General features: G+C 69.4%; 26 protein-coding genes and 1 tRNA gene. 11 read left to right on the top strand and 16 right to left on the bottom strand.

Features of this window, described 5'->3' with window-relative positions; all coding sequences use genetic code 11:
- Positions 1-79: 79 nt before the first annotated feature.
- From PYV02_RS09610 to PYV02_RS09600, 3 genes are all read right to left on the bottom strand, one after another.
- Positions 80-430: a type II toxin-antitoxin system RelE/ParE family toxin gene (locus PYV02_RS09610; protein ID WP_275758552.1), complete on the bottom strand. Its 351-nt coding sequence runs from the start codon at positions 428-430 to the stop codon at positions 80-82.
- Positions 427-687, bottom strand: coding sequence for a type II toxin-antitoxin system Phd/YefM family antitoxin (locus PYV02_RS09605; protein ID WP_275758550.1), 261 nt, complete (start codon positions 685-687; stop codon positions 427-429). The genes PYV02_RS09610 and PYV02_RS09605 overlap by 4 nt, the downstream gene beginning before the upstream one ends.
- A gap of 264 nt (positions 688-951) precedes the next feature.
- Positions 952-1,027 (bottom strand) — tRNA-Glu (locus PYV02_RS09600).
- Positions 1,028-1,111: 84 nt separating this feature from the next.
- Here PYV02_RS09600 and PYV02_RS09595 point away from each other — a divergent pair.
- Complete coding sequence (locus PYV02_RS09595) at positions 1,112-1,570, top strand: hypothetical protein (RefSeq protein WP_275758548.1); 459 nt, start codon at positions 1,112-1,114, stop codon at positions 1,568-1,570.
- Here the strand turns inward: PYV02_RS09595 and PYV02_RS09590 are convergent.
- From PYV02_RS09590 to PYV02_RS09580, 3 genes are read right to left on the bottom strand one after another with little or no spacing between them, the layout of a single operon-like run.
- Positions 1,554-2,492 carry a diacylglycerol/lipid kinase family protein gene (locus PYV02_RS09590; RefSeq protein WP_275758547.1) on the bottom strand — a complete coding sequence of 313 codons (939 nt, stop codon included), beginning with the start codon at positions 2,490-2,492 and terminating at the stop codon, positions 1,554-1,556. The genes PYV02_RS09595 and PYV02_RS09590 overlap by 17 nt on opposite strands.
- Positions 2,493-2,511: 19 nt before the next feature.
- Positions 2,512-4,602 (bottom strand): copper-translocating P-type ATPase, encoded by a 2,091-nt coding sequence (locus tag PYV02_RS09585; protein ID WP_275758545.1) that lies wholly within the window; start codon positions 4,600-4,602, stop codon positions 2,512-2,514.
- 1 nt (position 4,603) lies between these two features.
- Positions 4,604-4,885, bottom strand: a complete 282-nt coding sequence (locus PYV02_RS09580; RefSeq protein ID WP_275758543.1) for a metal-sensitive transcriptional regulator — start codon at positions 4,883-4,885, stop codon at positions 4,604-4,606.
- Between the two features lie 164 nt (positions 4,886-5,049).
- Between PYV02_RS09580 and PYV02_RS09575 the strand changes: the two genes are divergently transcribed.
- Both PYV02_RS09575 and PYV02_RS09570 read left to right on the top strand, forming a co-directional pair.
- Positions 5,050-5,685, top strand: coding sequence for an MBL fold metallo-hydrolase (locus PYV02_RS09575; RefSeq protein ID WP_275758541.1), 636 nt, complete (start codon positions 5,050-5,052; stop codon positions 5,683-5,685).
- 3 nt (positions 5,686-5,688) lie between these two features.
- Positions 5,689-6,219 (top strand): MarR family winged helix-turn-helix transcriptional regulator, encoded by a 531-nt coding sequence (locus PYV02_RS09570; RefSeq protein WP_275758539.1) that lies wholly within the window; start codon positions 5,689-5,691, stop codon positions 6,217-6,219.
- Positions 6,220-6,282: 63 nt separating this feature from the next.
- On the opposite strand, the gene PYV02_RS09565 is transcribed toward PYV02_RS09570, so the two are convergent.
- From PYV02_RS09565 to PYV02_RS09545, 5 genes are read right to left on the bottom strand one after another with little or no spacing between them, the layout of a single operon-like run.
- Positions 6,283-7,044: a 3-hydroxyacyl-CoA dehydrogenase gene (locus PYV02_RS09565; protein ID WP_275758537.1), complete on the bottom strand. Its 762-nt coding sequence runs from the start codon at positions 7,042-7,044 to the stop codon at positions 6,283-6,285.
- Between the two features lie 10 nt (positions 7,045-7,054).
- Complete coding sequence (locus tag PYV02_RS09560) at positions 7,055-7,834, bottom strand: enoyl-CoA hydratase (protein ID WP_275758536.1); 780 nt, start codon at positions 7,832-7,834, stop codon at positions 7,055-7,057.
- On the bottom strand, positions 7,831-8,727 hold the full coding sequence (mmsB, locus tag PYV02_RS09555) for a 3-hydroxyisobutyrate dehydrogenase (RefSeq protein WP_275758534.1): 897 nt from the start codon (positions 8,725-8,727) through the stop codon (positions 7,831-7,833). The genes PYV02_RS09560 and mmsB overlap by 4 nt, the downstream gene beginning before the upstream one ends.
- Before the next feature lie 15 nt (positions 8,728-8,742).
- Positions 8,743-9,774 carry an enoyl-CoA hydratase/isomerase family protein gene (locus tag PYV02_RS09550; protein ID WP_275758532.1) on the bottom strand — a complete coding sequence of 344 codons (1,032 nt, stop codon included), beginning with the start codon at positions 9,772-9,774 and terminating at the stop codon, positions 8,743-8,745.
- Positions 9,771-10,913, bottom strand: coding sequence for an acyl-CoA dehydrogenase family protein (locus PYV02_RS09545; RefSeq protein ID WP_275758530.1), 1,143 nt, complete (start codon positions 10,911-10,913; stop codon positions 9,771-9,773). Before PYV02_RS09545 ends, PYV02_RS09550 begins: the two co-directional genes overlap by 4 nt.
- 189 nt (positions 10,914-11,102) lie before the next feature.
- On the opposite strand from PYV02_RS09545, the gene PYV02_RS09540 reads away from it, so the two are divergent.
- The 3 genes from PYV02_RS09540 to PYV02_RS09530 are packed head-to-tail and all read left to right on the top strand — an operon-like array spanning position 11,103 to position 13,781.
- Positions 11,103-11,870, top strand: a complete 768-nt coding sequence (locus PYV02_RS09540; RefSeq protein WP_275758528.1) for an electron transfer flavoprotein subunit beta/FixA family protein — start codon at positions 11,103-11,105, stop codon at positions 11,868-11,870.
- Positions 11,871-11,895: 25 nt separating this feature from the next.
- Positions 11,896-12,846: an electron transfer flavoprotein subunit alpha/FixB family protein gene (locus PYV02_RS09535; RefSeq protein WP_275758526.1), complete on the top strand. Its 951-nt coding sequence runs from the start codon at positions 11,896-11,898 to the stop codon at positions 12,844-12,846.
- Positions 12,847-12,860: 14 nt separating this feature from the next.
- Complete coding sequence (locus tag PYV02_RS09530; RefSeq protein WP_420833613.1) at positions 12,861-13,781, top strand: cytochrome b/b6 domain-containing protein; 921 nt, start codon at positions 12,861-12,863, stop codon at positions 13,779-13,781.
- Here the strand turns inward: PYV02_RS09530 and PYV02_RS09525 are convergent.
- Positions 13,768-14,277, bottom strand: coding sequence for a cupin domain-containing protein (locus tag PYV02_RS09525; RefSeq protein ID WP_275758524.1), 510 nt, complete (start codon positions 14,275-14,277; stop codon positions 13,768-13,770). The two genes, PYV02_RS09530 and PYV02_RS09525, sit on opposite strands and share 14 nt — an antisense overlap.
- Between PYV02_RS09525 and PYV02_RS09520 the strand changes: the two genes are divergently transcribed.
- The 5 genes from PYV02_RS09520 (at position 14,248) to PYV02_RS09500 (ending at position 19,784) form a co-directional block, all read left to right on the top strand.
- Positions 14,248-15,366, top strand: coding sequence for an amidohydrolase family protein (locus PYV02_RS09520; protein ID WP_275758522.1), 1,119 nt, complete (start codon positions 14,248-14,250; stop codon positions 15,364-15,366). The two genes, PYV02_RS09525 and PYV02_RS09520, sit on opposite strands and share 30 nt — an antisense overlap.
- The gene (locus PYV02_RS09515; RefSeq protein WP_275758520.1) at positions 15,363-16,751 is read left to right on the top strand and encodes an FAD-binding oxidoreductase; all 1,389 of its coding nucleotides are present in this window, start codon (positions 15,363-15,365) and stop codon (positions 16,749-16,751) included. The genes PYV02_RS09520 and PYV02_RS09515 overlap by 4 nt, the downstream gene beginning before the upstream one ends.
- Position 16,752: 1 nt before the next feature.
- Positions 16,753-17,130: a VOC family protein gene (locus PYV02_RS09510; RefSeq protein WP_275758518.1), complete on the top strand. Its 378-nt coding sequence runs from the start codon at positions 16,753-16,755 to the stop codon at positions 17,128-17,130.
- Between the two features lie 67 nt (positions 17,131-17,197).
- The gene (locus PYV02_RS09505; protein ID WP_275758516.1) at positions 17,198-18,118 is read left to right on the top strand and encodes a PDR/VanB family oxidoreductase; all 921 of its coding nucleotides are present in this window, start codon (positions 17,198-17,200) and stop codon (positions 18,116-18,118) included.
- A 34-nt stretch (positions 18,119-18,152) separates the two neighbouring features.
- Complete coding sequence (locus PYV02_RS09500) at positions 18,153-19,784, top strand: FAD-dependent oxidoreductase (RefSeq protein ID WP_275758514.1); 1,632 nt, start codon at positions 18,153-18,155, stop codon at positions 19,782-19,784.
- Between the two features lie 27 nt (positions 19,785-19,811).
- On the opposite strand, the gene PYV02_RS09495 is transcribed toward PYV02_RS09500, so the two are convergent.
- From PYV02_RS09495 to PYV02_RS09480, 4 genes are all read right to left on the bottom strand, one after another.
- Positions 19,812-20,342, bottom strand: a complete 531-nt coding sequence (locus PYV02_RS09495; protein ID WP_275758511.1) for a hypothetical protein — start codon at positions 20,340-20,342, stop codon at positions 19,812-19,814.
- The gene (locus PYV02_RS09490) at positions 20,329-21,219 is read right to left on the bottom strand and encodes a class C sortase (protein ID WP_275758509.1); all 891 of its coding nucleotides are present in this window, start codon (positions 21,217-21,219) and stop codon (positions 20,329-20,331) included. Before PYV02_RS09490 ends, PYV02_RS09495 begins: the two co-directional genes overlap by 14 nt.
- Positions 21,220-21,294: 75 nt before the next feature.
- Positions 21,295-22,758: a SpaH/EbpB family LPXTG-anchored major pilin gene (locus tag PYV02_RS09485; protein ID WP_275758507.1), complete on the bottom strand. Its 1,464-nt coding sequence runs from the start codon at positions 22,756-22,758 to the stop codon at positions 21,295-21,297.
- A gap of 41 nt (positions 22,759-22,799) precedes the next feature.
- Positions 22,800-26,831 carry a DUF7927 domain-containing protein gene (locus PYV02_RS09480; RefSeq protein ID WP_275758505.1) on the bottom strand — a complete coding sequence of 1,344 codons (4,032 nt, stop codon included), beginning with the start codon at positions 26,829-26,831 and terminating at the stop codon, positions 22,800-22,802.
- Positions 26,832-26,991 lie beyond the last annotated feature (160 nt).

Genomic DNA, 26,991 nt, shown 5'->3' with positions numbered 1-26,991 from the left:
CTGGGACGGATCCCGGGATGACCCGAACCCCCGCTCGAACGGAGGCTCTCGTTTGCAGTGGTCCCCGGGTGCGTCTGGGCTACTCGTCTCCCGCGCGGGCATCGATGATGGGTGGTTCGAGCAGCCGTCTAGCCAGGACAGCCCGGAAGTCGCGCCGGTGGTCGACGACGAGCAGGATGAAGACGGTGTCGTCGCGCAGCTCGTAGATGAAACGGTTCCGACCGACGGCCAGCTCGAGGTATCGGTCGATGCCGAGCTCCTCGAGTTCCGGCGGCACGGTGCCGAGCCGCGGCTGGTCGGCCAGCAGGGCGACCGGGTCGCGCAGTTCCGCGAGCGAGCGGGACCAGGCCGCGGCGTCGAACCGCTCGACGACGTAGCGACGGAGGTGGAGGAGATCGCTTCGCGCGCCGGTGGTATAGCGGATCTTCACTCTCCGGCGAGCTCCGTGTACACCTCGTCCGCATCCACGTGCTGTCCGCGCTCGATCTCCCGGTCGCCGAGCGTGAGGAGCTTCAGCAGCGCAAGCGTCTGCTCGCGGCGCTCGTAATCTCCGGCATCCATCACCACGAGCCGGGCGACGCCGTTCTGCGTCACCACGAGCGGGTCTGCGCCGTCGGCGAGCTCCTGCGCGATCTGCGCGGCGTGCGACTTGAGGTAGCTGATGGGCTTGATCTGTGCCATCGACATCCGGGCCTCCTTCGACGGGACCATCCTCAGGTTACTTGATCCTGACCGGATTGTGACCGAATTCAGTCCGACTCGACCGACCGGCAGGGCGTCGCGTCGCCTCCCCCGCCGCTACGGCGATCCGCATGTGAGCCACCATGCGTCCAATGGGCGTTCTCATATCAATGCCGACGTCCAGCGCGATCAGACTCGAACAAGGCTCTGTGGCCAAGAGCCACATGGGGATCAGGCATCAAGAACGCTGCCTGACCAGGCTCTTCGTTATGGTGACCCCAGCGGGATTCGAACCCGCGTTACCGCCGTGAGAGGGCGGCGTACTAGGCCACTATACGATGGGGCCGTCACGACAACTACACGAGTATGCCACACCGGCCGGAAGCACACCAACCGAGGCATGCTCGCACACAGCGAAGGGGTTCCTGCTATGCCCGCACGCACCACACCCGCTCTGCTCATCCTGCTCGTCACGACCGCGCTGCTGAGTTCCTGCTCCCTGCTCAACCCCGGCCCGCCCCGGGACGCGGACGGCGCGATCACCGAGACCACCGTCGCGAGCACCCGGTATCTCGCCGTCGACGACTGCTTCAGCTTCACCTCGGATCCGGCCGAGGTCGAGCTCGCCCCCTGCGGCAGCGCCCACACCCACGTCGTGATCGGACAGGGCACGCTCACGCCGGCTGACGTGGACACCGCCGGAGGCATGCAGAACGCGGTCTCGGCGTCGTGCTCCGAGTCGTTCGCTGCCTTCAAGGACGAGGTGCTCGCCGCCGGCGGTACCAAACCCGATCAGGAGTTCATCGTGGTCAAGCAGGAGGTCGACGAGCAGGAGGTGTTCGCCTACTCGTGCGTGGCCACCGACGCCCCGGTCACGGCAGCAGGGTAGGCGCCAGGATCCTGATCGCCTTCGGCACGATCTCGATGTCGATGGGCAGTCGCGCGATGCGCTCGCCGTCCGCGTAGGCGACGATGCCATCCGATTCGATGCGCACGCGCTTGGCCCGGTGGATGGTCACCCGCGGGTCGCTCACGTGCTCGCCCTTGAACACGCTCGGGAAGACGCGCAGGAACGAGAGCCGGGAGAGGGACTGCACGACCAGCACATCGAACAGCCCGTCGTGCACCTTCGCGTCGGGGGTCACCCGCATGCCGCCGCCGATCGATGACGCGTTGCCGACGCTCACCAGGGCGCCGGTGGTCTCGATCACCTCGCCGTCCAGCACCAGGCGATAGCTGATCGGGCGGAGCCTGGCCAGCTCGAGCGCGAGCGCGATGGTGTACCGGCTCGCGCCCTTCGGGCGGGTCATCAGGTTCGCCCTCTCGTTCACGATCGCATCGAACCCGGCCGAGAGCACGCACAGGAACCAGCGGCTCGACGGTTCACCCGTCTGCTCGTCGACGTAGTGCACGAGCCCGGCGTCGATGGACTGCGCGGGCACCGTCAGCGACTCGAGCAGCACGCCGATGGCATGCTCGGCGTTCTCGTGCGGGATGCCGAGGTGGCGGGCCATGTCGTTGCCCGTGCCCGAGGGCACGATGCCCAGCGGCACCTTGGTGCGGGCGACGAGGTTCGTACCGAGGTTGACCATCCCGTCGCCGCCCACCACGATCAACGCGTCGGGCTTGGCCGCCACGGCTTTCGCACCGGCCGCCATGAGCTGATCGAAATCGGGCTCCTGAAGGCTCGTGACGTCGTGACCGAGCGCGCGCAGGGTCTGCACCACCGCCGGGCCCACATCGCGGCCCTTGCCGAACGAGGCGGTCGGGTTGATCGCCACCACCAGGCGCAGGGACTTCTTCGTCGGCACGGGCTAAGTATGACCGAACTCAGCGGCGGTCGCCGAGCCTGGTGAACCGCAGCAGCTGAGCGTTCAGCGCGACGACCACCGTCGACACCGACATGAAGATCGCCGAGACGGCCGGCGGCAGCAGGATGCCCGCGCCGAACAGCACGCCTGCGGCGAGCGGGATGCCGACGATGTTGTAGCCGGCGGCCCACCACAGGTTCTGCAACTCCTTGCGCCAGGTCGCGCGGCTCAGCGTGAGGGTGTCCGCGACGGCACGCGGGTCGCTCGAAGCCAGCACGATGCCGGCGGACTCGATCGCGACATCCGTGCCCGCCCCGATCGCGATGCCGAGGTCGGCCTGGGCGAGCGCCGGCGCATCGTTCACGCCGTCGCCGACCATCGCGACCCTGGACCCATCGGCCTGCAAGTGCCGCACCACCTCCGACTTCTGCGCCGGCAGCACCTCCGCGTGCACCTCATCGATGCCCAGCTGCGCGGCCACCCACTGCCCGACCTCGCGGGAGTCCCCCGTGAGCATGGCGACGCGCACGCCGCGCGCCCTCAGCAGGGCGACGGCCTCGGATGACTCGGGCCTGATGGTGTCCGCGAGCGCGATCATCCCCAGCACCGACTCGCCCTCGACGAGGTACACGACCGTCGCGCCGGAGGCGGACCGCTCGCGGCTCGCGTTGACCAGCTCGGGATCGAGCACGAGGCCGCGTTCGGTGACGACGCGTCCGCTCACCACGAGCAGCTCGCGATCGTCGACGGTCGCGCTCGCACCACGGCCCGCCAGCGCCGTGAAGCCCTTCGCCCGCGGCACGCGCACTCCTCGCTCCTTGGCGGCGGCCACGATCGCCCTGGCGATCGGATGCTCCGACTTGGCCTCCACGGCCGCGGCAAGGCGCAACACCTCGGGGTCCTCGGGCACGACCGCGACCACGCCCTGCGTGCCCGTGGTGAGGGTGCCGGTCTTGTCAAAGAGCACGACGTCGATCGCGCGGGCCTCCTCGAGCGCAAGCCGGTTCTTCACAAGAATGCCGTTGCGCGCGCCGATGGCGGTCGAGAGCTGCGAGACGAGCGGGATCGCCAGGCCCAGCGCGTGGGGGCAGGCGATCACCAGCACGCTGACGACGCGCTCGAGCACGAAGGCTGGGTCGCCCGGGGCGAGGAACAGCCACGCGATGAGGGTGACGATCGCCGCGCCGAGCGCGACGTAGAACAGCAGCGCAGCGGCCTTGTCGGCGAGCAACTGGGCGCTCGACTTGCTGGACTGTGCGTCTTCGACGAGCTTGGCGATGCCGGCCAGGGCGGTGTCCGCGCCGACCTTGGTCACGCGCACGGTGAGGGCGCCGGAACCGTTGACGGAACCGCCGATCACGGCCGAGCCGACCGCCTTCGCGACCGCGGTGGACTCGCCGGTCAGCAGCGCCTCATCCACCTCGGACTCGCCGTCGACCACCTCGCCATCGACGGGCACTGCGGCGCCGGGGCGCACGAGCACGTGGTCGCCGACCTTCAGCTGCGACACCGGCACCGTCATCACGTGATCGCCGTGCACCATGTCGGCCTCGTCGGGCAGCAGCTTGGCGAGCTCGCCGAGGGCGTTCTGCGCGCCCATCACGGCGGACATCTCGATCCAGTGCCCGAGCAGCATAATCGTGACGAGGGTTGCGAGCTCCCACCAGAAGTCCATGCCGGGCAGGCCGAGGGTCACCGCGAGGCTGTAGCCGAAGGCGACCACGATCGCGAGCGAGATCAGGGTCATCATGCCGGGCTGCTTCGAGCGCAGCTCCGCGACCGCGCCCTTGAGGAAGACGAGCCCGCCGTAGAAGAAGATCGCGATGCCGAACGCGGCGGGAATGAACTGCGAACCCGGGAATCGAGGGCCGGAGAGGCCCAGGATGTCCTGCAGCCCGGTCGAGAACACGAGCGTCGGGATCGTGAGCACGAGGCTCAGCCAGAACTTGCGGCGGAACTGCGCCGGGTCGTGGGCGGAATGATCACCGTGACCCATAGCCGAGTGATCGCCGTGACCCATGGCCGAATGATCACCGTGGCCCATGGCGGCGTGCACGCTGGAGTCGTGCATCTCGTGATGCTCGTGCATGTCGTGGTGCTCGTGCTGCATGTCAGTTACCCCTGTTGTTCTCGAGTTCGTACACCTTGAGCAGCTCGTCGATCGCCTTCGTCTGCTCGTCGCCGCCGGCGGCGAACATCTCCGCGACGTGCGTGCGCAGATGGTTCTCGACGAGCAGCTTGTTGAGGCTGCGCAGCGACTTCTGGATCGCGAGTGACTGCGTGAGGATGTCGACGCAGTACTCCTCCGCCTCGATCATCCGTTCCAGCCCGCGCATCTGTCCTTCGAGGATGCGCGTGCGGTGCAGCGCCCGCTTCTTGAGATCGTCTATCACCCGAACATAGTACCCCCCTGGGGTATTCCCGCAACCCCCGGCATCCCGCCCACCGTTGCGGAGGACGGCGCGCCGCGCAGAGCACGACGCGCGCGCCCGCGCGGCGTGTCGTCCTCCGCATTGGTTGCTGCAGCGCACACCCGCCGCGTCGCTATCCTCGAAGCATGAAGGTCACCAAGCACGAGCACGCCTGCGTCGTCATCGACAAGGGCGGCTCGACCCTGGTCATCGATCCCGGGTCGTTCACCATGCCGCTCGGCGATCTCGTCGATGTCGTCGCGATCGTCGTCACGCACGAGCATCCCGATCACTGGACGCCCGAACAGCTGCAGCGCATTCTCGACCGCAATCCGAAGGCGCGGATTCTCGGTCCGGAGGGCGTCGCCAAGGCCGCCGCCGACTTCGAGGTCGAGATCGTGCACGACGGCGATGAGCTGGCCATCGAGCCGTTCGACCTGAAGTTCTTCGGCGCCAAGCACGCGATCATCCACGAGTCGATCCCCGTCGTCGACAACGTCGGCGTGCTCGTCGACGACGAGTTCTACTACGCCGGTGACGCGTACACCGTGCCCCCCGTGCCGGTGGGAACGCTCGCGGCACCCGTCGGCGCCCCGTGGCTGAAGATCGGCGAGGCCATGGACTACGTGCTCGCGGTGAAGCCCAAGCGGGCCTTCCCGACCCACGAGGCTCCGCTCTCGCAGATCGGCCGGTCGATGGCGAACGCGAGGATCGAGACGGTGACCCAGCGCGGCGGCGGCGAGTTCTTCCCGCTCGAGCCCGGCGAATCCCTGGAGCTGTAGCCGGTGGCCAACCAGCCCCTGCCGTGGGATCCGATCGCCGAAGCCCACCGGCAGTGGCGCCAGCACGGCTGGGGTGCCGCGGCCGACGGCATGGCCGTCGTCACCTCGATCATGCGCGCCGAGCAGCTCATGCTCGGGCGCGTGCAGGCGATCCTCAAGCCGCTCGGACTCTCGTTCGCACGCTACGAGATGCTGCGCCTGCTGAGCTTCGCCCGCGAGGGCGGGATGCCGATGGCCAGCGCCACCCGGCGCCTGCAGGTGCACCCCACGAGCGTCACCAACACCGTCGACCGGCTCGAAGCGGACGGACTCGTGGTGCGCACGGCGCATCCCAACGACGGGCGTGCGACGATCATCCGGGTCACCGAGGCGGGGCGCGACGTGGCGGAACGCGCCACGGTCTTGCTCAACAGCTTCTTCGAGCGGCCGGGGCTGAACGATGCCGACGTCGGCGAGCTCGTCCGCATCCTCGCCAAATTCCGACAGGACGCCGGCGACTTCGACCCGGTGAACCCGCCCGAACCGCTCGGCTGAAGCCCTCGGCGGGGGCGCCACCGAACCGCTGCCGACCCCGCACGGCAGCTCCGCCGCGACCCGTCAGCGCGGTTCGAGGCGCACGGCACCGTCGAGACGGATCGTCTCGCCGTTGAGCATCGGGTTCTCGATGATGTGCGCGGCGAGCGCCGCGTACTCCTCGGGCTTGCCGAGCCGATGCGGGTGCGGCACGGACGCCGCGAGCGAGGCGATCGACTCGGGCGGCAGCGAGTCGAACATGGGCGTGTGGAACAGTCCGGGCGCGATGGTCATCACGCGGATACGGTGCTCGGCGAGGTCGCGGGCGATGGGCAGGGTCATCCCGGCCACGCCCGCCTTGGACGCGGAGTAGGCGGCCTGCCCGATCTGCCCGTCGAACGCCGCCACCGATGCGGTGTTGATGATGACGCCGCGCTCCTCGCCGTCCGTCGGCGTCTCGATCATGCGAGCGGCGGCGAGCCGGATCACGTTGAACGTGCCGATCAGGTTGATGGCGATGACGCGCGAGAAGGCATCCAACGGGAAGGGGCCCTTCTTGCCCACCACTCGGAAGCCGTTGACGATGCCGGCGCAGTTGACCACGACATCCAGGCCGCCAAACGCACTGGCGGCGTCGACCGCGGCCTGCACGCTCGCCTCGTCAGTGACGTCCGTCGGCACGAAGACCGCGCGATCGCCGAGTTCGGCGGCACGCTCGACGCCCGCCGACGAGGGCAGGTCGGCGATGACCACGCCGGCGCCGTCCGCGATGAGGCGGCGCGCGGTCGCGAGGCCGAGTCCCGATGCGCCGCCCGTGACGAGCGCGGTGGTTCCGGTGATCTGCATGCTCGAACTCCTAGCGGTGCTTGAACTCGGGGGCCCGCTTCTCGATGAAGGCGGTCATGCCTTCCTTCTGATCCTCGAGGGCGAAGAGTGCGTAGAAGGCGCGGCGCTCGAACCGAACGCCCTCGCTGAGGCTCGTCTCGAAGGCGCGGTTGACCGCCTCCTTGGCGACCGCGACCACCGGCAGTGACTTGGCGGCGATCGTCTCGGCGATGGCGAGCGCCTCCTGCAGCATGGTCTCGGCCGGGAAGACGCGGGCGACGAGCCCGGAGCGCTCGGCCTCGGCGGCATCCATGGTTCGACCGGTGAGCACCATCTCCATGGCCTTGGACTTGCCGATCGCGCGCGTGAGACGCTGCGAACCGCCCATGCCCGGGATCACGCCCAGGTTGATCTCGGGCTGCCCGAACTTGGCGGTGTCCGCCGCGACGATGAAGTCGCACAGCATGGCGAGCTCGCAGCCGCCCCCGAGGGCGAAGCCCGCCACCGCGGCGATGATCGGTTTGCGGATGCCGGTGAGCTCATCCCACTCGGAGAACAGGCTGCTGTTCAGCACCTCCGCGTAGTCACTCGTGGCCATCTGCTTGATGTCCGCGCCGGCGGCGAAGGCCCGATCGGAGCCGGTGAGCACCATGACGGAGATGTCGGGATCGGCATCCATCGCTCGGGCCGCGGCGAGCACCTCGTGCATGAGGGTGAGGTTGAGGGCGTTGAGCGCGTCGGGCCGGTTGAGCGTGATGAGGCCGACCCGCCCGCGGACCTCGACCAGGATCGTCTCGTACTCGGCTGTCATGCTGCGCCCTTCGTCGACCGTGCGCGGATCTCGGTGATGATGCCGGAGAAGTCGAGCGCCGCGCCGCCCTCGTCCGCGAACCTACGGTACAACTCGGCGGCGAGCGATCCGACCTCGGCGTGGGTTCCGGTGGAGGCGAACGCCTCCGCGGCCAGCCCCAGATCCTTCGCCATCAGCGCACCGGCGAACCCGGGCCGGTATTCGCGATTGGCGGGGCTCGTCGTCACGGGGCCGGGCACCGGGCAGTTCGTGGTCAGCGCCCAGCATTGCCCGGATGCCGTCGATGCGACGTCGAACAGCGCCTGGTTGCTGAGCCCGAGCTTCTCGCCGAGCACGAAGGCCTCGCTGACCGCGATCATCGAGACGCCCAGGATCAGGTTGTTGCAGATCTTGGCCGCCTGGCCTGCACCGGGTTCGCCGCAGTGCACGATGCGCGAGCCCATCGCGGTGAGCACGGGCTCGGCGGCGGCGAAGTCGTCGGTCGCGGCACCCACCATGAATGTGAGGGTGCCCGCGGTGGCTCCCACCACTCCGCCGGACACCGGGGCGTCGACGGCGCGGAAGCCACGGCTCGTCGCGAGCGCGTGGGCTTCGCGCGCGTCATCCACGGAGATCGTCGACGAGTCGATGAACAGCGCGCCCGCTGGTGCCGCCGAGAGCAGCTCGTGGTACGCGGACAGCACGAGTGCACCGCTCGGCAGCATCGTGATGACGACGTCGGCGGATGCCACGGCCGCCGCACCGGAGGCCGCGATCCGCACCCCCGCCTCCCCCGCCCGCTCCAGCGCCGCGGGCACGAGGTCGAAGCCGGTGACCGAGTGTCCCGCCGCGACCAGATTGGCGGCCATCGGCCCGCCCATGTTGCCGAGCCCGATGAAAGCGATCGCGGTCATTGCCTGCTCCTGTCGTCAGCGGCCGAGGCCGAGTTCCACATCCAGCGGCGCGAAGGCCGCCTGCACATCGGTGGGGTCGACGGCATCGATCGAGGCCGGGCGCCATGCCGGCGTGCGGTCCTTGTCGATGACCTGGGCACGGATACCCTCGGCCAGGTCGGGCCAGCTCAGTGCGTGCACCGAGACCCGCAGCTCCTGGTCGAGCACGGATTCGAGGTCGGGCAGCCGGCGAGCGCGACGCAGCGCCGCAAGGGTCACGAGCAGGGCCGTCGGCGACTTTCGACGGATCGACTGCGCAGCGGTGGCCGCCTCCGGCGTGCCGAGGGCATCGAGGCGCTCCAGGATCGTCGTGAGGTCGTCCCCCGCGTAGGCCGCGTCGATCCAGTCGCGCTGGGCCAGCAACGGCGAGGGCGGCGGCGTGATGGCGACGATCGAGATGGCCTCGTCGGGCGATGCGGCCTCGAGCGTCGCGGCGAGCTGCGGAAGACGCTCGGCGGGCACGAACACGTCCGCGAGCCCGAGCGCGATCGCATCGGCACCGCCGACCGATCCGGCGGTCAGCGCGAGGTGGGTGCCGAGCTCGCCGGGCGCGCGGGAGAGCAGATAGGTGCCCCCCACATCCGGCACGAAGCCGATCGTGGTCTCCGGCAGGCCGACCGAGGACCGCTCGGTGACCACCCGATGGCTCGCGTGCGCGGCGAGGCCGATGCCACCGCCGAGCACGATGCCGTCCATGAACGCCACCACCGGCTTCGGGTACCGCGCGATCGCGGCGTTGAGCACGTACTCGTCGCGCCAGAAGTCGACGGATGCCGTGCCGCCCTCACGGGCATCGTGATAGATGGCGACGATGTCGCCGCCCGCGCAGAACCCGCGATCGCCCGCACCGGTCAGCGCCACCGCCTGCACCGCGTCGTCATCGCGCCAGTCGTCCAGCTGCGATTGCAGCGCGACGACCATCTCGTGAGTCAGGGCGTTGAGCGCGGCCGGACGATTGAGCGTTGCAATGCCGAGTCGACCGCGCCGCTCGAACACGACTGCGCTCATACGATTCCCGCCGCGATCTGCCGGCCCACGATCATCCGCATGATGTCGTTCGCTCCCTCGAGTATCTGGTGCACGCGCAGATCGCGCACGACCTTCTCAACACCGTAGTCGGCGAGATACCCGTAGCCGCCGTGGAGTTGCAGGGCGGCATTGGCGACGTCGAAGCACGCGTCGGTCACGAAGCGCTTGGCCATGGCGCACTGGCGAACGGCATCCGCGTCGCCGCGCTCGAGCGCGGCGGAAGCGCTCGCCAGAAGCACGCGAGATGCCTCCAGGTTCGTGGCCATGTCGGCGAGCTGGAACTGCACGGCGGCGTTGTCGATGAGTCTGCCGCCGAACGCGCTGCGGGCGGCGAGGTGGTGCACCGCCTGCTCGTAGGCCCACTGCGCACCCCCGAGCGAACAGGCGGCGATGCTCAGGCGCCCGCCGTCGAGCGCCCGCATCGCGATCTCGAAGCCGCCGCCCTCGTCCCCGAGCCGCTGCGCGACGGGCACGCGGACATCCTCGAAGGTCACCGCTCGGGTCGGCTGCGCATTCCACCCCATCTTGTGCTCGAGTTGCCCGAACGACATGCCCGCGGTGCCCGCCTCGACGACGATCGCCGAGATACCCTTGGGCCCGGGCTCGCCGGTGCGCGCCATCACGATGTAGACGCCGGCGGCACCGGCGCCGGAGATGAACTGCTTCGCGCCGTTGATCACGTAGTGGTCGCCGTCGCGGGTGGCGCTCGTGCGCAGGGCCGCGGCATCCGACCCCGAGCCCGGCTCGGTGAGGCAATAGCTGCCGAGCACGTCCATCGAGACCATCGCGGGAAGCCATCTGGCGCGCTGCTCCCGAGTGCCGTGGCGGTCGAGCATGCCCGTGACCATGTTGTGGATCGAGATGTAGGCAGCGATCGTCGTGTCACCCCGCGCGAGGTTCTCGAAGACGAGGGCCGCGTCCGGGCGGGAGAGCGCCGATCCCCCGAATTCCTCGCCCACGACGATGCCGCCAAGGCCGAGCGCGCCCGCCTCGCGCAGCACCTCGATGGGGAACACGCACGAACGATCCCACTCGAGTGCGTGCGGCGCGAGCTCTCGCTCCGCGAACGTGCGAACGAGGTCGACGAGCGCCCTCTGTTCTTCGACGAGTGCGAGCATGGCGCCTCACGAGACGATCGGGGGCGATGCATCCACCGCCCTTTTGATTGGATGTCCTAAAATATACTCGGTAGTCCGACTAAATTACGGCAACCAAGCGGATGCTTGGGAGAAGCGCGTAGGCTGGCCATGCGGAAGGCTTCGAAATTTCCGCAAGAATGGTGCTACACGTCAATGGAGGAGTGCACGATGAGGATCATCGCCCTGGTCAAGCAGGTACCGGACACGTGGGGGGATCGCACGCTCGACCCGACCACGGGACTCCTCGACCGTGACGCGAGCGAGGCCGTCATCGACGAGATCGGCGAGCGCGCGATCGAGATCGCGCTGCAGGCCAAGGACGCCGACAAGTCGGTCGAGGTCGTCGTGCTCACCATGGGACCGGCGGATGCCGCGGAGGCCCTGCGCAAGGGCCTCGCGATGGGCGCCGACAGCGCCATCCACGTCGAGGACGACGCACTCGCCGGAGCCGACCTCGCGCGCACCGCAGCCGTGCTCGCCGCGGCGATCGAGCGTGCGGGCGCCGACCTGGTCGTCGCCGGTGCGGAATCCACCGACGGCCGCGGCGGGGTGCTCGCCGGCTGGATCGCCGAGTTGCTCGGTCGGCCGAGCCTCGACTCCCTCGATGAGGTCACCGTCTCCGGCGACACCGTCTCCGGAGTGCGCGGCAGCGAGCACGGCACCGCACAGGTGCACGCGAGCCTGCCCGCCGTGATCGCGGTGACCGAGCGTGCCGCCGAGCCCCGCTTCCCCAACTTCAAGGGCATCATGTCGGCCAAGAAGAAGCCCCTCGAGACGCTCGCGGTCGCCGACCTCGGCGTCGAGACGCCCGCGAGCGCGTCGATCGTGCTCGCGACGAAGGAGCGCCCCGCCCGCGAAGCCGGCCGCAAGGTCGTCGATGACGGCAACGCCGCCGCAGAACTCGCCGAGTTCCTCGTCGCGGCCCGACTGGTCTAGGCCACCGAGAGCTCAGGAGACAACCATGACGAACATCCTCGCCCTCATCGAGGTCACCGCCACCGGCGAGCCGCGCAGTTCGGCGGCCATGCTGCTGGGCGCCGCGAAGCGACTCGGCACCCCCGTCGCCGTCGTGACGAACCCCGCCGCCGCCGGCGCGCTCGCCGCGCTCGGCGCCGAGCAGGTCTACGTCGCAGAGGGGGATGCCACCGCCCTCGCGGGAGCGCAGGTCGAGGCCCTCGCGGCCGCCGCCGTCGCGCTCGAGCCCGCCGCGATCCTGATCACGAACTCGGTGGACGGACGCGCCGTCGCCGGCCGCATCGCCGCGCGCCTCGGTGCCGCCCTCGCCGCGGACGCCGTGGATGTCGGGCTCACCGACGGCCGCATCGTCGCGACGCACTCGGTATTCGGCGGCGCCTACACCGTGGAGTCGTCGGTCGAGGGAAGCCCGTTCGTGATCACCGTGCGCGAGGGCTCGATCGACGCCCGCGCGGATGCCGCCGCCGGCACCGTGACCGCCGTCGCCGTCGAGGTCGACCCGGCCCGCTACGGCACGGTCGATTCCTTCGCCGAGGCGACCCAGGCATCCAATCGGCCCGACCTCAAGACGGCGACCAAGGTCGTCTCGGGTGGCCGCGGACTGGGATCCGCCGAGCAGTTCGAGCTCGTCGAGCGCCTGGCCGATGCGCTCGGCGCGGCGGTCGGGGCTTCGCGTGCCGCGGTCGACGCGGGCTACGTGCCCCAGTCGTACCAGGTCGGTCAGACCGGCGTCACGGTGGCGCCACAGCTCTACATCGCGCTCGGCATCTCCGGAGCGATCCAGCACCGCGCTGGCATGCAGACCGCGAAGACGATCGTCGCGATCAACAAGGACGCCGACGCCCCCATCTTCGAGGTCGCCGACTTCGGCATCGTGGGCGACCTGTTCACGGTCGTGCCGCAGCTGATCGACGCGATCGAAGCGCGTCGCTCGTGAGCGGCATCGGCATCCTGGAGGGCACGACGGCGAAGGATCGCATCGTCGCGCTGCTGTGGCTCGGACCGATCGCGATCGTGTTCGCGGCCGCCGCGGTGCTGCTGGCCAACATCCTGCGCGATGTGCCCGCCGTGCAGGACTTCATGACCACCTATCCGGGCGAGTACCACCTGCCCGAGGGCGCTCCCGTCGGGTTCCCGGCGTGGCTGGCGTGGCAGCACTTCCTCAACGTGTTCTTCCTGCTGCTCATCGTGCGCACCGGGTGGCAGGTGCGCACCACCACGCGCCCGCCGGCCTACTGGACCCGCAACAACGCCGGACCGATCAAGACCAAGTACCCGCCGACCAAGATCAGCCTTTCGCTCTGGCTGCACCTGAGCCTCGACGTGCTGTGGGTGGCCAACGGCGTGCTGTTCGTCGTGCTGCTCTTCGTCTCCGGGCAGTGGATGCGCATCATCCCGACGAGCTGGGAGGTGTTCCCGAACGCCGTCTCCGTGGCGATCCAGTACGCCTCGCTCAACTGGCCGACCGAGAACGGCTGGGTGAACTACAACTCGCTGCAGCAGCTGGCGTACTTCGCGACGGTGTTCATCGCCGCTCCCCTGGCGATCGTCTCCGGCTTCCGCATGTCGCCGCTGTGGAACCAGCGCTTCGCGAAGCTGAGCAAGGTCTATCCCGTGACGGTGGCGCGGGCCATCCACCTGCCGGTGATGATCTACTTCGTGCTGTTCGTGATCGCCCACGTCGCGCTCGTGTTCGCCACCGGCGCGCTGCGCAACCTCAACCACATGTACGGCGGGCAGGATGCCGTCAACTGGGTGGGGTTCTGGATCTTCGCGGGCTCCGTGGTGCTCATGATCGCGGTGTGGCTGCTGGCCCGCCCGCTGTTCCTGCTGCCGATCGCGTCCCTGACGGGCAACGTCACGAAGCGCTGAGCTCCTCGACGAACGACGGCGGCTGCTTGACCATGAGCAGCTGGCACGGCTGACCGCCGACGCAGCGCCAACGGTGCTCACGACCGCCCCCATAATAGAGCGAGTCGCCGGCGGCGAGCACGTGCACGCCGTCGCCTTCGAGGTCGATCTCCAACCAGCCGGAGAGCACGAAGACGAACTCGGCCTCGGGGTGGCGGAAGTAGTCGAAGAACGTCGGGTTCTCGATCGTGAACCGCATGACGTGAAACGGAGCCTGCCCGTGCAGCAGCAGGGCCTGGCTCGCGGCGCCGCTCTCGGGTCCGCTCGTGCCGTCGACGATGGCATCCTCGCCGCGCACCACCTGGGCCGAAACCGGCTCCTCGTGATCGAGGTCGTTCGCCGCGACGATGAGCTCGAGTCGGCTGATGCCGAGGGCGCAGCGACCACCGAGCCCGGCGATCCGAGGCAGTTCGACGGCACCGGCCTGGTGCTCCTCCCGGCCCCCGCCGAGCCGCACGCGCACCTCGACAAGGCGCACACCTGGGACCTGCTCGATCCGCCGATCGGCGGCATCGATGCGATCTTCTCGCGCCCCTGGCCCGCCGAACGCTGGGCCGCGATCCGAACCCCGCATGCGATGCGAGAGCGAGCGATGCGGCAACTCGATGCGATGCTCCGACACGGCACGACCGCGGTGCGCACCCACGTCGACATCCCGCCCGCCGGCGGCGACCCGCTGCTGGGGGTGCGCGTGCTCTGCGCGCTGCGCGACGAGCTCGCCGGTGTCATCGACCTCCAGCTCGTCGCGCTGTTCGGACCGACCGTGCCCGACGCCGTGATCGAGCGGGCCGTCGAGCTGGGGCTGGACCTCATCGGGGGCGCCCCGCACACCACCCCCGATCCGACACGTGAGGTCGAGCGGCTCGTCGCGCTCGCCGACCGTCTCGGCCTGGGTCTCGACCTCCACATGGACGAGCGTCTCGAGGGCCGCGAGAGCCTCAGCGCGCTCGCCGACGCCACCCGCGAGTGGCCCGCCTCGCGTGCCCGGGCGGCAAGTCACAGCGTGCTCCTGGGCACGCTGCCGGCCGACGAACAGGCCGCGATCACCTCCCGCCTCGCGGCATCCCGGGTCGACGTCATCACCCTGCCAGGAACGAACCTCTACCTGCAGGACTGGGACGGCGATCCCCGCCGCCGCGGCCTGCCCCCACTGCACCTGCTGCTCGACAACGGCGTGCGCGTCGCCGGGGGCGGGGACAACGTGCGGGACCCGTTCAATCCGCTCGGGCGGGCGGACCCGTTCGAGACCGCATCGCTGCTCGTGCTCGCCGGGCACCTCACCCCGGCGGATGCCTGGTACGCCGTCAGCACGGGCGCGCGCGCCGTGCTGGGGCTCGAGGCGAACTCGATCGAACCGGGGTCGGTCGCGGATCTCGTGCTCGTGCCGGGCACCTCCCTCGGGGATGCCCTCGCCGACGCCCGCACAGACCGGGTCGTCCTGCACAACGGTCGCGTCGTCGCAGTGACCACCAGCCGATCGAGCAGCGCCATCGACGGCGACGCCTCAGGGAACACCATCAATCGCCCACCGAGAGGAACACCATGAACACCGCCAGCATCGCCGCCGTCAGTCCCGCGGTCATCGAGTCGTTGATCGAGGCGGTGGGCAACGAGCAGGTCGAACTGGACCCGGCGACCCGCGCCAAGGCCTCCAGGGACGACTACACGATGTCGCCGATCCTCGTGAACGATCTGCCCGCGACGGTCGCCGACGTCGTCGTCTACCCGCGAGACGCCGACGACGTGGTGGCCGTGATGCGCATCGCCGTGCGGGAGCGCGTCGCGGTCACCCCTCGCGGCAAGGGCACGGGCAACTACGGCCAGGCGGTCCCGCTCGCGGCGGGCATCGTGCTCGACTTCACCCGCATGGATCGGGTGCTCGAGCTGGGCGAGGGATCGGTCACCGCCCAGGCGGGGGCCCGGGTGATCGATCTGGAGCGTAAGGCCGCGCTCGACGGACAGCAGCTGTGGATGTATCCCTCGACCGTGCAGAGCACCATCGGCGGCTTCATCGGCGGCGGTTCCGGTGGAACGGGTTCGATCGCCAACGGCAGCAACGCCGCCGGGTTCGTCGTCGCGCTCGACGTCGTGCACGCGGTCGACGAGCCGAGGGTGCTCCACATCGAGGGCGACGAGGTCATCCCCTACATCCATGCCTACGGACTCACCGGGGTGATCGTGGCGGCGACCGTGAGGCTCGAACCGCTGCAGGATTGGCGGGCGCTCTACGCCAGCTTCGACCGGCTCGAGGACGCGTTCGAGCTCGTGCGCGAGGTGCCCAAGCTCGTGCCGCCGCCGCGTCTGGTCTCGGCGGACGAGGCGGGCATGAACGTCGCGTTCCCGAAGGACGATGCCGTGCCGGCGGGCCGCGCGAGCTTCCGCGCGATCCTCGACGCGCGCACGGTGGAAGAGGTGAGCGCGCGGGTGGCCGCCGCGGGAGGCCGCGTCGAGGCGGTGCGGGAGGGCATCCCGGCGATGGCGCGGATGTCTGGGCTCTCCTACAACCACCCGAGCTGGTTTCTCATCCACTCCAACCCCGGCGGGTGGTTCCACATCGAGTCGGGAGGCGAGGCGCTGATCGATCGCTTCGAGGAGGTCAAGGCGGTCTATCCGGGGGCCCTGATCCACCTGGAGGGAAACCGGCCGGAGACCCACGGCATGATCACCGCCCCGTTCTCCTCGAAGCAGGAGACCATGGCCGGGCTGGATGCGCTCGACGCGCTGGGGGTCGGCTTCCACAATCCGCATCAGTGGTACATCGACCGCAACGTCGATGCGCTGCGTGCGCTCGCGGCGACGTCCGATCCCTACGGCCTGCTGAACCCCGGGCACTGGCCGGGGCCGGATGCACCGATCAGCTCGAACTTCGCCCAGCAGGCCCGACGCGCGCTCATGGAGGGCGTCACCGTCGGCGCGCCCGAGGCGCACTGAGATGCGCGTCGACCACGTCGCGCTCGAGGTCGCCGACTTCGACACCCGAATCGCGATGCTCGAACGTCTGGGGATGCGGGTGCAGCGCATCGGGCGCAAGCTCGATGACCCGAATCGGCGCATCGCCATGGTCGGCGACGGCAGCGGGTTCAAGCTCGAACTGATCGAAGCGGACACGGACGGCCACTCGCACATCGCCTTCTACGCCGACGATCTCGAGCGCACCTTCGCGGAGCTCACCGCGGACGACGGCGGCTTCGCCCCGGTGCGCGAGCCCGCACGACTGGTGCCGGCGAAGGGCGACACGGCCGTGGTCGTCGAGCCCGGTGGCCTGCGCATCCAGTTGATCCGCTACGACGACGACAGCACCGACCTCTGAGCCGGCGTGGGGCGCGACCACTGACAGGAAGGGCAGAACCCGTTTGCGAGACGATGACCATCTGCGATTGACCGTCATCGCACGCGATGACCGGGTGCGGGGAGTGACGATTCTCGACCTCGCACACCCCGAGGGCGTGGTGACTCCCTCGTGGGAGCCCGGCGCCCACATCGATGTGCGTCTGCCCGACGGTCGACATCGCTCGTACTCGCTGTGCGGCGAACCCGGCTCCCCGGTGTGGCGGATCGCGGTACGGCGAAGCGGTCGGGCCGACGGTGGGTCGGCGTGGGTGCACGAGACCCTCACGACGGGAGCGACGCTCCTCGCCCGTGCGCCGCGCAACCACTTCGCGCTCGAACCCGCCGAGCGCTACCTCTTCATTGCCGGCGGCATCGGCATCACCCCGATCCTGCCGATGCTGCAAGTCGCCGACGCCGCCGGAGCGGACTGGAGGCTCGCCTACGTCGGGCGGGGCGCCGAACGGATGGCCTTCCGCGACGAGCTGTCGCGATACGGCGACCGGGTGCACGTCTTCGACACCCGTCGGCAGGGCCGCCCCGATCTCGCGGCGCTCGCCGCCTGGCACGGGGACGGCGGACTCGTCTATCTCTGCGGCACGGAGGGACTCATCGACGCCGCACGACGGCGTTGGGGGCGCGAGGGCGACACACCACTGCGGGTGGAGGCCTTCACCCCGGCCGCCAGCGGGGCCGCGGCCGAGGCGTTCGAGGCGGAGCTCGCGGCCAGCGGTGTCACGGTCGACGTGCCCGCCGACCGATCCCTGCTGCAGGCGGCCGAAGCGGCGGGAGCATTCGTGCTCTCCTCCTGCCAGGAGGGCACCTGCGGCACCTGCGAGACGGTCGTGCTCGCCGGCACCGTCGATCATCGGGACAGCGTGCTGACGGCCGCGGAACGCTCCCGCGGGGATCGGATGATGATCTGCGTCTCCCGGGCCGCGCCGGGCCAGCGCCTGGTGCTCGACCTCTGACTCGCACGCCTGCCGAGATCGGTAGGGTACCGGCATGGCCGAGTACGTCACGGACCCGACACTGGCGCCGCACCTCACCGATGCGCAGTGGGCGCGGTTGTGCGCGCTCGCCGAGCCGCGGGAGGTCGCGGTCGGCGACCACGTCTTCCGCGCGGGCGAACGCGACTATCCGATGATCCTCGTCGAGACCGCCGAGATCCAGCTCGTACGCGAGGCCCTCGCCTGGAGCGAGGAGCAGGTGATCGCGACGATGGGGCCGCGCTCGTTCGCCGGGGAGCTCGGACTGCTCAACGGCCAGAGCGCCTTCCTCTCGGCCCGCGTGAGCGGGGCCGGTCGCATCCGGCGGCTCGCTCGTGCCGACCTGCGTCGGGTGCTCGCCGAGGACGACGAACTCGGCGACCTCGTGCTGCACGCCCTGTGGGCGCGACGCGAGTCCCTGCGGCGGGGCGCGGCGGCACTGACGCTCAAGCTCGTCGGGCTCGCCTCGTCCCGCGAGTTCCTCGCGCTGCGCCGGTTCGCCGAGCGGTTCGACCTCGTCCACACCGCCGTCGAGTTGACGCCCGAGACGCTCGACTCGATTCCCGACCATTCCTACGCGCTCGACGACCTACCGATAGCGTTCATCCAGGGCGAGCCGATCGTGCATGCGACGCCAGGCATCATCGCCGACCGCCTGGGTCTGAGCTACGAGCCCGGCGACGAGGGCACCGTCGACCTCGTCGTGATCGGGGGCGGACCTGCCGGGCTGGCATCGGCGATCTACGCGGCCTCCGAGGGCCTGAGCACCGTGCTCGTGGATGCCGTCGCGCCCGGCGGCCAGGCGGCCGCCACCTCGCGGATCGAGAACTACCTGGGATTTCCGTTCGGCGTCAGCGGCACCGACCTGATCGGGCAGGCGACGCTGCAGGCGATCAAGTTCGGCGTGCGGGTCTGCGCGCCGTGCGAGGCGACCGCGCTGCGCTCCGCCGACGACGGCCTCGAGGTGGAGCTCACCGACGGCCGCACCATCCGAGCACGCACCGCCATCGTCACCTCGGGCGCCGCCTACCGCCGGCTGCGGCTCGATCGCTGGGAGGACTTCGAGCGCACCAGCATCCACTACGCCGCGACGGCCCTCGAACTGCGGCAGGTCGCCGAGTCCCCGGTGGTCATCGTGGGCGGGGCGAACTCGGCCGGGCAGGCCGCGCTCTATCTCGCCGAGAACGGATGCACCGTGCACCTGGTGGTGCGCGGACACGACCTCGGCGCCCGCATGTCGCGGTACCTCGTCGCCCGCATCGGCGACGACCCACGCGTGCGGGTGCACCTCGGCTCGAACGTCACCGCCCTCGGCGGAGCGGACACGCTCGAGACCGTGCGCATCGACACCGCCGGCGAGGTTCCCGCCCGCGGACTGTTCTGCTTCATCGGCGCGGACCCGGCCAGCACCTGGCTCGAGGGCCTCGACCTGGACGACGCCGGCTTCATCCGCACCGGCGGCGACATCACGGCGCAGTCCCTGGATCGGTGGCGGGGACTCGGCCGCGACCCCTTGCCGTTCGAGACCTCGACGCCGCGCGTCTTCGCGGCCGGGGATGTGCGGCGCGGTTCGATGAAGCGCGTCGCGGCGGCGGTGGGCGAGGGCTCGAGCGCCGTGGCATCCGTGCATCGGGCGTTGGCCGGGTAGCTCCCCCGCCGGGGCGCTCGTGCCCGATCAGGTCACGGGTGCGAGGGAGAGGAATCGCATCCGGTTCTCGCCGTAGTAGCAGGTCTGAACCATGAACTGCCCGGCCATGCCGACGAGGCTCGCCGCATTCGACGACTTGGGCGTGTGCCGCTCCTCGACGACCTCATAGATGACGTCGGAGCCGCCGACCCTCACCTGCTGGCCGATCTCCCATCCCAGGATGATGTCGCCACCGCAGGAGTTGTGCGCCGAGTAGAGCGGAAGAACGCCGTCAGCGCGGTAGCTGATCATCTCGGTGAACTCACCGCTGCAGCGGTCGAGGTCGCGCGTATCGCCCGGGCCGCCCAGCGTGATCGTCGGAAGCTCTCCCGGGGCGAACCAATCGCTGAGTTGTCCGACGACGGTGACCTTGAGATTGCCGGTGACCCTGTCGACGGCATCGGGGGCGACCACCGTCGCGCCGGTGAGCGCGAGACCGAGTGCCGACATCGCGATCGCCAACGCGAGGAGTGCCGGCCGCGCCCGGCGGTCGGTGTTGCCGCGTTCACGCCGCGACATGGCGGCCCGCGTCAGTCTTCGCTCGACGACGGCGAGGTCGGATGAGGACGAGAGTTGCGATCGGAGTGGCGATCAGCGCAACGGCCCACCAGGGGAATCCGGACGGCGCGGTGCCGTCGAGAAGGGCGTAGGCGCCGTTATCGTCCGACGGCGCATCCACACGTTCGGCACGCACGAGCAGCCGGTGCGTGTTGACGCCCGTTGGGGTGCAGGTCACGAGCGTGAGGTAGTCGTGACCGGGCACCTTGCGCAGCTCATCCGTCTCGTTCGGAAGCACCGTGAGTTGCTGATCGACTTCGTAATAGAGGTCGCGACCGAGCACCTTGATGATGATGAGGTCACCATCGTCGAGCTCATCGATGTCGTCGAAGAGGGTCGCCTGGGCGAATCCGTTGTGTCCGGTGAGCACGGCGTGCGTGCCGTCGCCCCCGACGGGAAGGGCCGATCCGAAGATGTGACCGATGCCGCGCGCGAGGGTCGCGTCGTCGGTGCCGTGGTAGATCGGCAGGTCGACGCCGATGGACGGGATGCGGATGCGTGCCATGACGTCCGTTCCGGGCACGACCAGTGCCTGGAAGTAGGCGTCGCTGCCCTCGCCGATCGCGGTCTGCTCCCCCTGCACGTTCAGAACGAATGGGTCGCGGATCGGGCCGTCGGGAAGCGCCTCGTTGTAGGCGGTGGCGTCGTCGAGGAGTGACTGCCCATCGGTCGCCGGCAGGCTCTCGACGCTCTGCACGTATCCAGCGACCTCGTCGTGATGCACGATCGACGAAAACCAGGATGCCGCCGACGGGTACACCATCACGCCCACACCGAGCGTGGCGACGACCACGACGATGGTGTGGGGCCACTCCCATGTCCGCGTCGTGATGCCCATGACCGTCTGTCTCGTTCTCCCGGGGTGATCCTGACCGTGAGCGGGGGGGGGACCACTCACGGTCAGGAACGTGTGTCACGCGGTGGCGCGACTTCCCCGACGGGCGTACAGCGCGAAGAACACCGCACCGACCAGCAACAGGCCACCACCGAGGACGAACAGCGTGGTGCCCGCGCCTCCGGTCAGCGGCAACGCGAAGCCCCCATTCGAGGTCACGTTGACGATCTCGAGGTCGATACCGACCGCCGTGGTGGCCGCGGTGACGGTGAACTCGATCGGCGCGGCCAACAGCTCGTATCCGACGGGAGCGACGACCTCGGCAAGCCAGTAGGTCTGGTAGCCGATCTCACCAGGTGCCACCGTCACACCGTCGGCGAAGTCCGAGTACCGCAGGCCGGAGATGGTGACCTGGCCGTCAGCGCCGACCGCGAACTCCGTCTCACCGCCGAGCACGATGGCGTTGGTACCGGCGCGAGCGTCGGCCTCGGTCGGATACACCGAGAAGACGGCTCCGGTGAGGGGGTTGCCGCTCGTGTCGACCTTCTCGAAGGTGACCTCACCCCACTTGGTCTCCACCGTGGGCGACGGGGTGGGCAGTTCCTCATCGATGGCGTGCTGGTTCGGGTAGAGCAGTGCGGTGTTGGCGATCTCGCCGACCGTGTTCACGGTCGTCGTGATGACGGTCCGCACCTGGGTGGTGCTGTGCGCGGCGAGCACGACGAGGCCCGACGCGGTGAAGTCGACCGTGACGGTGTTCGTGGCGGTGTCGAAGGTCGCGACGTAGTCGCCCGGTGCGAGCGGGGTGCCGTCGACCAGGGTGACGGCGGTGCTGACGTAGTCGAGCTTGGAGTCGAGCGCATCCACGATCCGGTAGGCGTCGATCGCGTCCACGTCGGGAATCTCGGTGGTGATCGTGAACTCGATCTCGTCTCCGAGTTTGATGTCCTCGGAGTCCTCGACGGTCTTGTCAGCCGCGACGACGGAGTTCTTCGGGTAGACGTGCACGTCGTACAACCAGGTGTCGAGGTTCGCGGGGTCGGTGATCGGCACCGACACCAGGAACGGCGTCACAGCGGTCGCGCCGGCGGTGGGCGAGGTCTCGACCACGTAGTAGAGGCCCACATCCAGGTTGCCGACGGTGATCTCGCCGTTCGCATCGGTGAGGAGCTCCCCGCCGACCGCGGTCGCCGAGTACCCGGCACCCGTGATGGATGCCACGGTGCCGTCGAAGGTCTGCGAGAGGGTGTTCGCCGCCAGCCATCCGCTGTTCGTGCTGAGGTCGATCGGGTCGACCTTGTAGATGGTGAATCCGACGCCGGCGAGCGGGGTGAGCCCTGGCACGACCTGCTCGGTGCCGTTGTTGGGCAGTCCGGTCGGCACCTCCGGCTGCTCGAACTTGTGGATGGTGAGCGACCCGGGCTGATCCGGGTCGACGAGCGGGGCGGCGCTCGCGGGCAACGCGGCGCCCAGCGCTGCGACGATGCCGACGGCAACGGTCGCGGCCGTGACGCGCCACCGGGATGGACGGGATCGGTTCATGTGGTTCCTCCAGGGATGTGCTGGCTTGCTTCGGATCGACTTCAAGACGGTTCGTGGGTGCCGGTCACCTCTTCGCGCGTTCGGTGCTGGCGACGGCGACGCAACACCAGCGCCATCGTGAGCGCGGCGACGAGGGTCAACACCCCGATCGCCGAGAAGATGAAGGTGCCCGCGCCCCCGGCCTCGGGCAGCTCCATCGCGGGCACATCGCGCACGGTGATCAGACTCCCCACGGCGGAGACGACGTCGCCACCGTTCGCGTCGATCGTCACCGTGCCGTGCGGGTGGACGGTGAACTGCACGGGCTGGGCCAGCAGGCTGAATCCCACGGGTGCCGCGGTCTCGCGAAGCCAGTAGGTGCCAGGCTGGATGCCGCTCACCTCGAAGAGGCCGAGTGCGATCTCTATCGGCGCCGGCGCTGCGAGCACTCCGCCAGGCTGGCCGTTGAGGTCTTCGAGCAACTCGAAGACCGAGCCGTCCATCCGCACCCAGCTGGCATCCTCGGCCTCGCCGAGCTTCTCGATCTGCACCACGAAGCGCACGGGATGCTCCGTCTCGCAGCCGTCGGTGCAACCGGGCGAGAACACCACGTTGGTCACAAGCCCGTCTCCGAGCGCCTCGGCGGCGTCGACGGTGACCGAGTAGGTGATGGTGGCGGTCTCTCCGGGCTGCAGGGTGCCCGACCACTCCAGCACGTCGCCCGCGAGCGAAACCGTGCCGATGGTCGCAGCGGCGTCACCGTTGTAGGCGGCGTCGTCGAGGAGACCGGCAAGGTCGTCTTGCCAGGATGCGGCCGCTGCCGCGGTGCCCTGCTGGGTGACGGTGATCGTGTAGGTGATCGTGTCGCCCGGCAGTACTCCCGTACCAGACGCAGGATCGGCGGTCTTCGCGACGGTGTAGTTGGCCACCTCGATGCCTGCCGGGTCGGACGGGATGGTGGGGGGCTCGTCCACATCCGGCGGCGTATCGGTGGTCGCCGAGACGGTGTTCACGATGCCCACTGCCGCATCGGCGGGCAGCGTGATGGTGTACTCGTGGGTCTCGGATGCCCCGGGCGCCAGTTCGTCGACGGTGAACGAGCCCAGTTGCGGCTGCTTGTCGTCGGTGATGACGATGCCGGTCAGGGGTCCCTGGCCCGTGTTCTCGATCACGACCCGGTAGCGCACCGTGTCGCCAGGATGGAAGGTGGGGTAGTCGGCGATCGTGTTCGCGTCGTGCCACTGGCCGTCGGCGTCCTGCACGTACTTCTTCAGGTTCGCGGCGTAGCAGTTGCCGATCTGCGTGGTCGCGGACGAGAGCATCGGCAGCGCCGTGTGCCCGGCGTACGCGCCGGCCGAGTTCACCAGGATCTGCCCTGCCTTGTTGTCGCCCGCAGCCGGCGCCTCACAGTTGCTGCCCGCGGGAGTCGAGTACAGAATGCGGATCGTCTGGGTGGCTCCGGGGGCGAGCGCCGGCCCGATGACCCGAATGGCGGTCGGATGGTCGATCGGCGTCGTCGACCATCCCACGGTGTTTCCCGACACCGATCCCGGCGTTCCGCCGTTGGACGGATCACGTGAGTCGAGACTCAACGCGGCCGGCGGAGCCGAGGTGTAGTACACCGTCGAACCGGCTGGCGCGGTGACACCGGTCACGGTGTAGGTGCCATCGATGTTCGTGCCCCGGCCGTCGCCGACCGCGGGCAGGATGTCGATGGTGTCGGTGAAGGCGTTCGTGAACGGATCCCGCGAGTTGATGGTCAGCCGCCAGGCGGAGCTGTCACCCTCGAAGGAGAGCACGTTCGCCTCGGTCGACTTGCCGAAGACGCTCGCCGATGCGGCCGGCACCGTCACCGTGGCGCTCGCGGATCGCCCGGCCGTACTCGCGGGCCGGTTGTCACCGGTCGCGTTGATCACGGCAGTGTTCACCAGCCTGGTTCCCGGTGCAGTCGCACTGTCGGCCGGGCGTTGGGCCTGATACGTGATCTCGTGGAAGACGTTCGCTGCGACATTCGTGAACGTCCAGGTGAGGGTCCGCCCGTCGGCACTGACGCTGGTCGGTGCGGGGCTTCCCGTTCCCGGCACGTAGACCATTCCCACGGGGAGGGTATCGACGACGGTGAACGTCGTCGGCGGCGGGCTGGTCACCAGATTCTGCGCCTGGGCGCGCAGCGTGTAGGTGACCGGCACTCCGGGCAGCGCGACGGTGTCGGAGACGGCCTTCTCGATGAGGCCTTGCGCGCCCTGCAGCCGGAAGGCATCGCGAATCGCGTTGGTGTTCGGCCCGTACGTGCTGCCCGGGATCACGGTGCCGCCGCCCTGGGTGCTGAGGTTCACCCAGCCGTTCAGGGCAGGCCACCCGGGCCACGTGGTCGCGGGATTGTGCGGGGAGTTGAAGGCCCCGACCGTCCAGCCCTCGCCTGACGTGGGCGCGGCCGGGTCGATGTGCCCGAAGGCGCGGACGAAGCCGGTGCCCGAGCGATCGACCGCGGGGTTCCACGTCATCTTCACGGCGGTGACGCCAGCAGGCAGGGGCATGGTGTTATTGGAGGCGATTCGTGGATCCGAGACCGATGACCCCGCCGGCGGAAACACCTCGACCCACATCGCACTCGGCGCCGCTTCGCCGCAGGTCTCGGTCTTCGTGTCCAACGGTTGCGTGGTGTAGAAGAACCGCGCGGTCGTGAAGTTGGCGTATCCCTCGAACCCGCCGCCGCTATGACCGCCGCCGTCCATGAAGTCGATGACGAACGCCGGGTTCTGGCTCATGGTGCACACGCCCGCCATCTGGGCGCCTCCGGGGCCTTGATAGTCGGCCCACATGTAGCTCTGGGCCTGCATGTAGAGGGGGGTATCCAGGCGCGGTGAACCGGTAGCCTGACTCTGCGCGACCACTTGGTCCCAGTCGGCCACGGTGTCCAGGCCCGGTACCGGGAGCACGATTCCAGTGCTCGTGCCGGGGCTCACCCAGAGGTTCGCATCCCACACCGAACGCGAGTACGTGGGGGTACCCGCCCAGATATTGGAGAAGCTGCCGCTCGGTTGAAGTGTCGCGCTCGAGACGTTGTTCGCGGCGTTGGCGTCGGGCATCGACACGGCGTCGTCGAACACGAACTGGCCCGGTGACGCGCTGAAGTTGTAGTTGGTGATCGCCGTCACCTGCGCGGGGATGCTGAAGCGCACGGTGCCCGAGGCGACGTAGGCGCCGCTGCCGGGAAGCGCCTGACCCATGCTGTCCTTGCTCGGGGTGTTGACGAGCGTGTAGTCCAGGTTCGACAGGGTGACCGTGTAGCTCGTGCCCGAGCCGCTCACGCTGCAGGTCGGGAAGTTCGCGCGATCCGGCTTCGCCGGGTCGGAGAACGGTTGGCCGGTCGACCTCGATCCGTCGCCGATGGGAACGCACCCCTCCCAGGTCAGTCCGTTGGTGGCCCCGGCGATGTTCGCGCTGATGTTCACCGGGAACGAATAGGTCGCCGGTCCCGGACGACTGCCGGCACTGAGGATCAGCGAATAGTTCATCTGGAGGAATGGGCGAGTGTCGCCGAGACGGCTCGTCTGCATCAGGCCCTGGAAGTTCCCGGGGGCTTGCGCGAGCGAGAGGTCCATCCCGTGCACATAGGTGATGGGCAGCGGCCCCGCGTCGGCCGGGCCGGCCTCGGCGACCGCCGTGTCGGAGGTGGCCGTGCCCGTGACCGTCAGGTCGCCGCCCTGGGTGGAGTTCGCACGCACGACGGCCCGGATGACCGATGCGGTGCCCTCGTCGATCGTGCCGAGGTTGCACAGCAGGATCGTCCCGTCAGCCGAGATCTCCGAGACCGGCGTCACACCGCTCGTCTTGCAGATCGGCGGGATGCTCGTGAACACACCGTTGCCGGCCGTGAGGGTGGCCCGCACGTTCGCGACCGGTGCGTTCGAGTACGGGTCCTGGGTGTCGTTGGTGTTCACGTGGAACTCCGCGGTCATCGGCTGACCGAAAGGCGCCTCCGTCGGCAGCGGGTCGCCGACCCAGTTCGCAGTGATCTCGTGCACCGACTGCGGATCGGCCCACGCCGGCACCGAGACCGTGGCCACCAGGAGCGCGAAAGAGGCGATCACACCGGTCGCCGCCCGCGATGACCACCCGGGCCACCGACGCGCGGCCTTCTGGTGGCCCGACCTGTTTCTCGGCGCAACAAACACCGGCATGTTGCCCCCTCTCCCAGTGCCTTCATCACCGCGACGTCGTGGACGCACTACGGTCGATGAACCCCCTGGC

It is taken from the genome of Antiquaquibacter metalliresistens, assembly GCF_029211225.1.
In the GTDB taxonomy this organism is placed as follows: Bacteria; Actinomycetota; Actinomycetes; order Actinomycetales; family Microbacteriaceae; genus Rhodoglobus; species Rhodoglobus metalliresistens.
The sequence above is the reverse complement of the archived record's forward strand: the minus strand, read 5'-3'. Positions and strand labels throughout refer to the sequence as shown.

Bases quoted from the DNA above. Each gene is read 5' to 3' on its own strand.
- PYV02_RS09605 (WP_275758550.1), bottom strand. From the start codon at position 687: ATGTCGATGGCACAGATCAAGCCCATCAGCTACCTCAAGTCGCACGCC.
- PYV02_RS09595 (WP_275758548.1), top strand. From the start codon at position 1,112: ATGCCCGCACGCACCACACCCGCTCTGCTCATCCTGCTCGTCACGACC.
- PYV02_RS09585 (WP_275758545.1), bottom strand. From the start codon at position 4,602: ATGCAGCACGAGCACCACGACATGCACGAGCATCACGAGATGCACGAC.
- PYV02_RS09575 (WP_275758541.1), top strand. From the start codon at position 5,050: ATGAAGGTCACCAAGCACGAGCACGCCTGCGTCGTCATCGACAAGGGC.
- PYV02_RS09565 (WP_275758537.1), bottom strand. From the start codon at position 7,044: ATGCAGATCACCGGAACCACCGCGCTCGTCACGGGCGGCGCATCGGGA.
- PYV02_RS09560 (WP_275758536.1), bottom strand. From the start codon at position 7,834: ATGACAGCCGAGTACGAGACGATCCTGGTCGAGGTCCGCGGGCGGGTC.
- mmsB (WP_275758534.1), bottom strand. From the start codon at position 8,727: ATGACCGCGATCGCTTTCATCGGGCTCGGCAACATGGGCGGGCCGATG.
- PYV02_RS09550 (WP_275758532.1), bottom strand. From the start codon at position 9,774: ATGAGCGCAGTCGTGTTCGAGCGGCGCGGTCGACTCGGCATTGCAACG.
- PYV02_RS09545 (WP_275758530.1), bottom strand. From the start codon at position 10,913: ATGCTCGCACTCGTCGAAGAACAGAGGGCGCTCGTCGACCTCGTTCGC.
- PYV02_RS09540 (WP_275758528.1), top strand. From the start codon at position 11,103: ATGAGGATCATCGCCCTGGTCAAGCAGGTACCGGACACGTGGGGGGAT.
- PYV02_RS09535 (WP_275758526.1), top strand. From the start codon at position 11,896: ATGACGAACATCCTCGCCCTCATCGAGGTCACCGCCACCGGCGAGCCG.
- PYV02_RS09515 (WP_275758520.1), top strand. From the start codon at position 15,363: ATGAACACCGCCAGCATCGCCGCCGTCAGTCCCGCGGTCATCGAGTCG.
- PYV02_RS09510 (WP_275758518.1), top strand. From the start codon at position 16,753: ATGCGCGTCGACCACGTCGCGCTCGAGGTCGCCGACTTCGACACCCGA.
- PYV02_RS09500 (WP_275758514.1), top strand. From the start codon at position 18,153: ATGGCCGAGTACGTCACGGACCCGACACTGGCGCCGCACCTCACCGAT.
- PYV02_RS09495 (WP_275758511.1), bottom strand. From the start codon at position 20,342: ATGTCGCGGCGTGAACGCGGCAACACCGACCGCCGGGCGCGGCCGGCA.
- PYV02_RS09490 (WP_275758509.1), bottom strand. From the start codon at position 21,219: ATGGGCATCACGACGCGGACATGGGAGTGGCCCCACACCATCGTCGTG.
- PYV02_RS09485 (WP_275758507.1), bottom strand. From the start codon at position 22,758: ATGAACCGATCCCGTCCATCCCGGTGGCGCGTCACGGCCGCGACCGTT.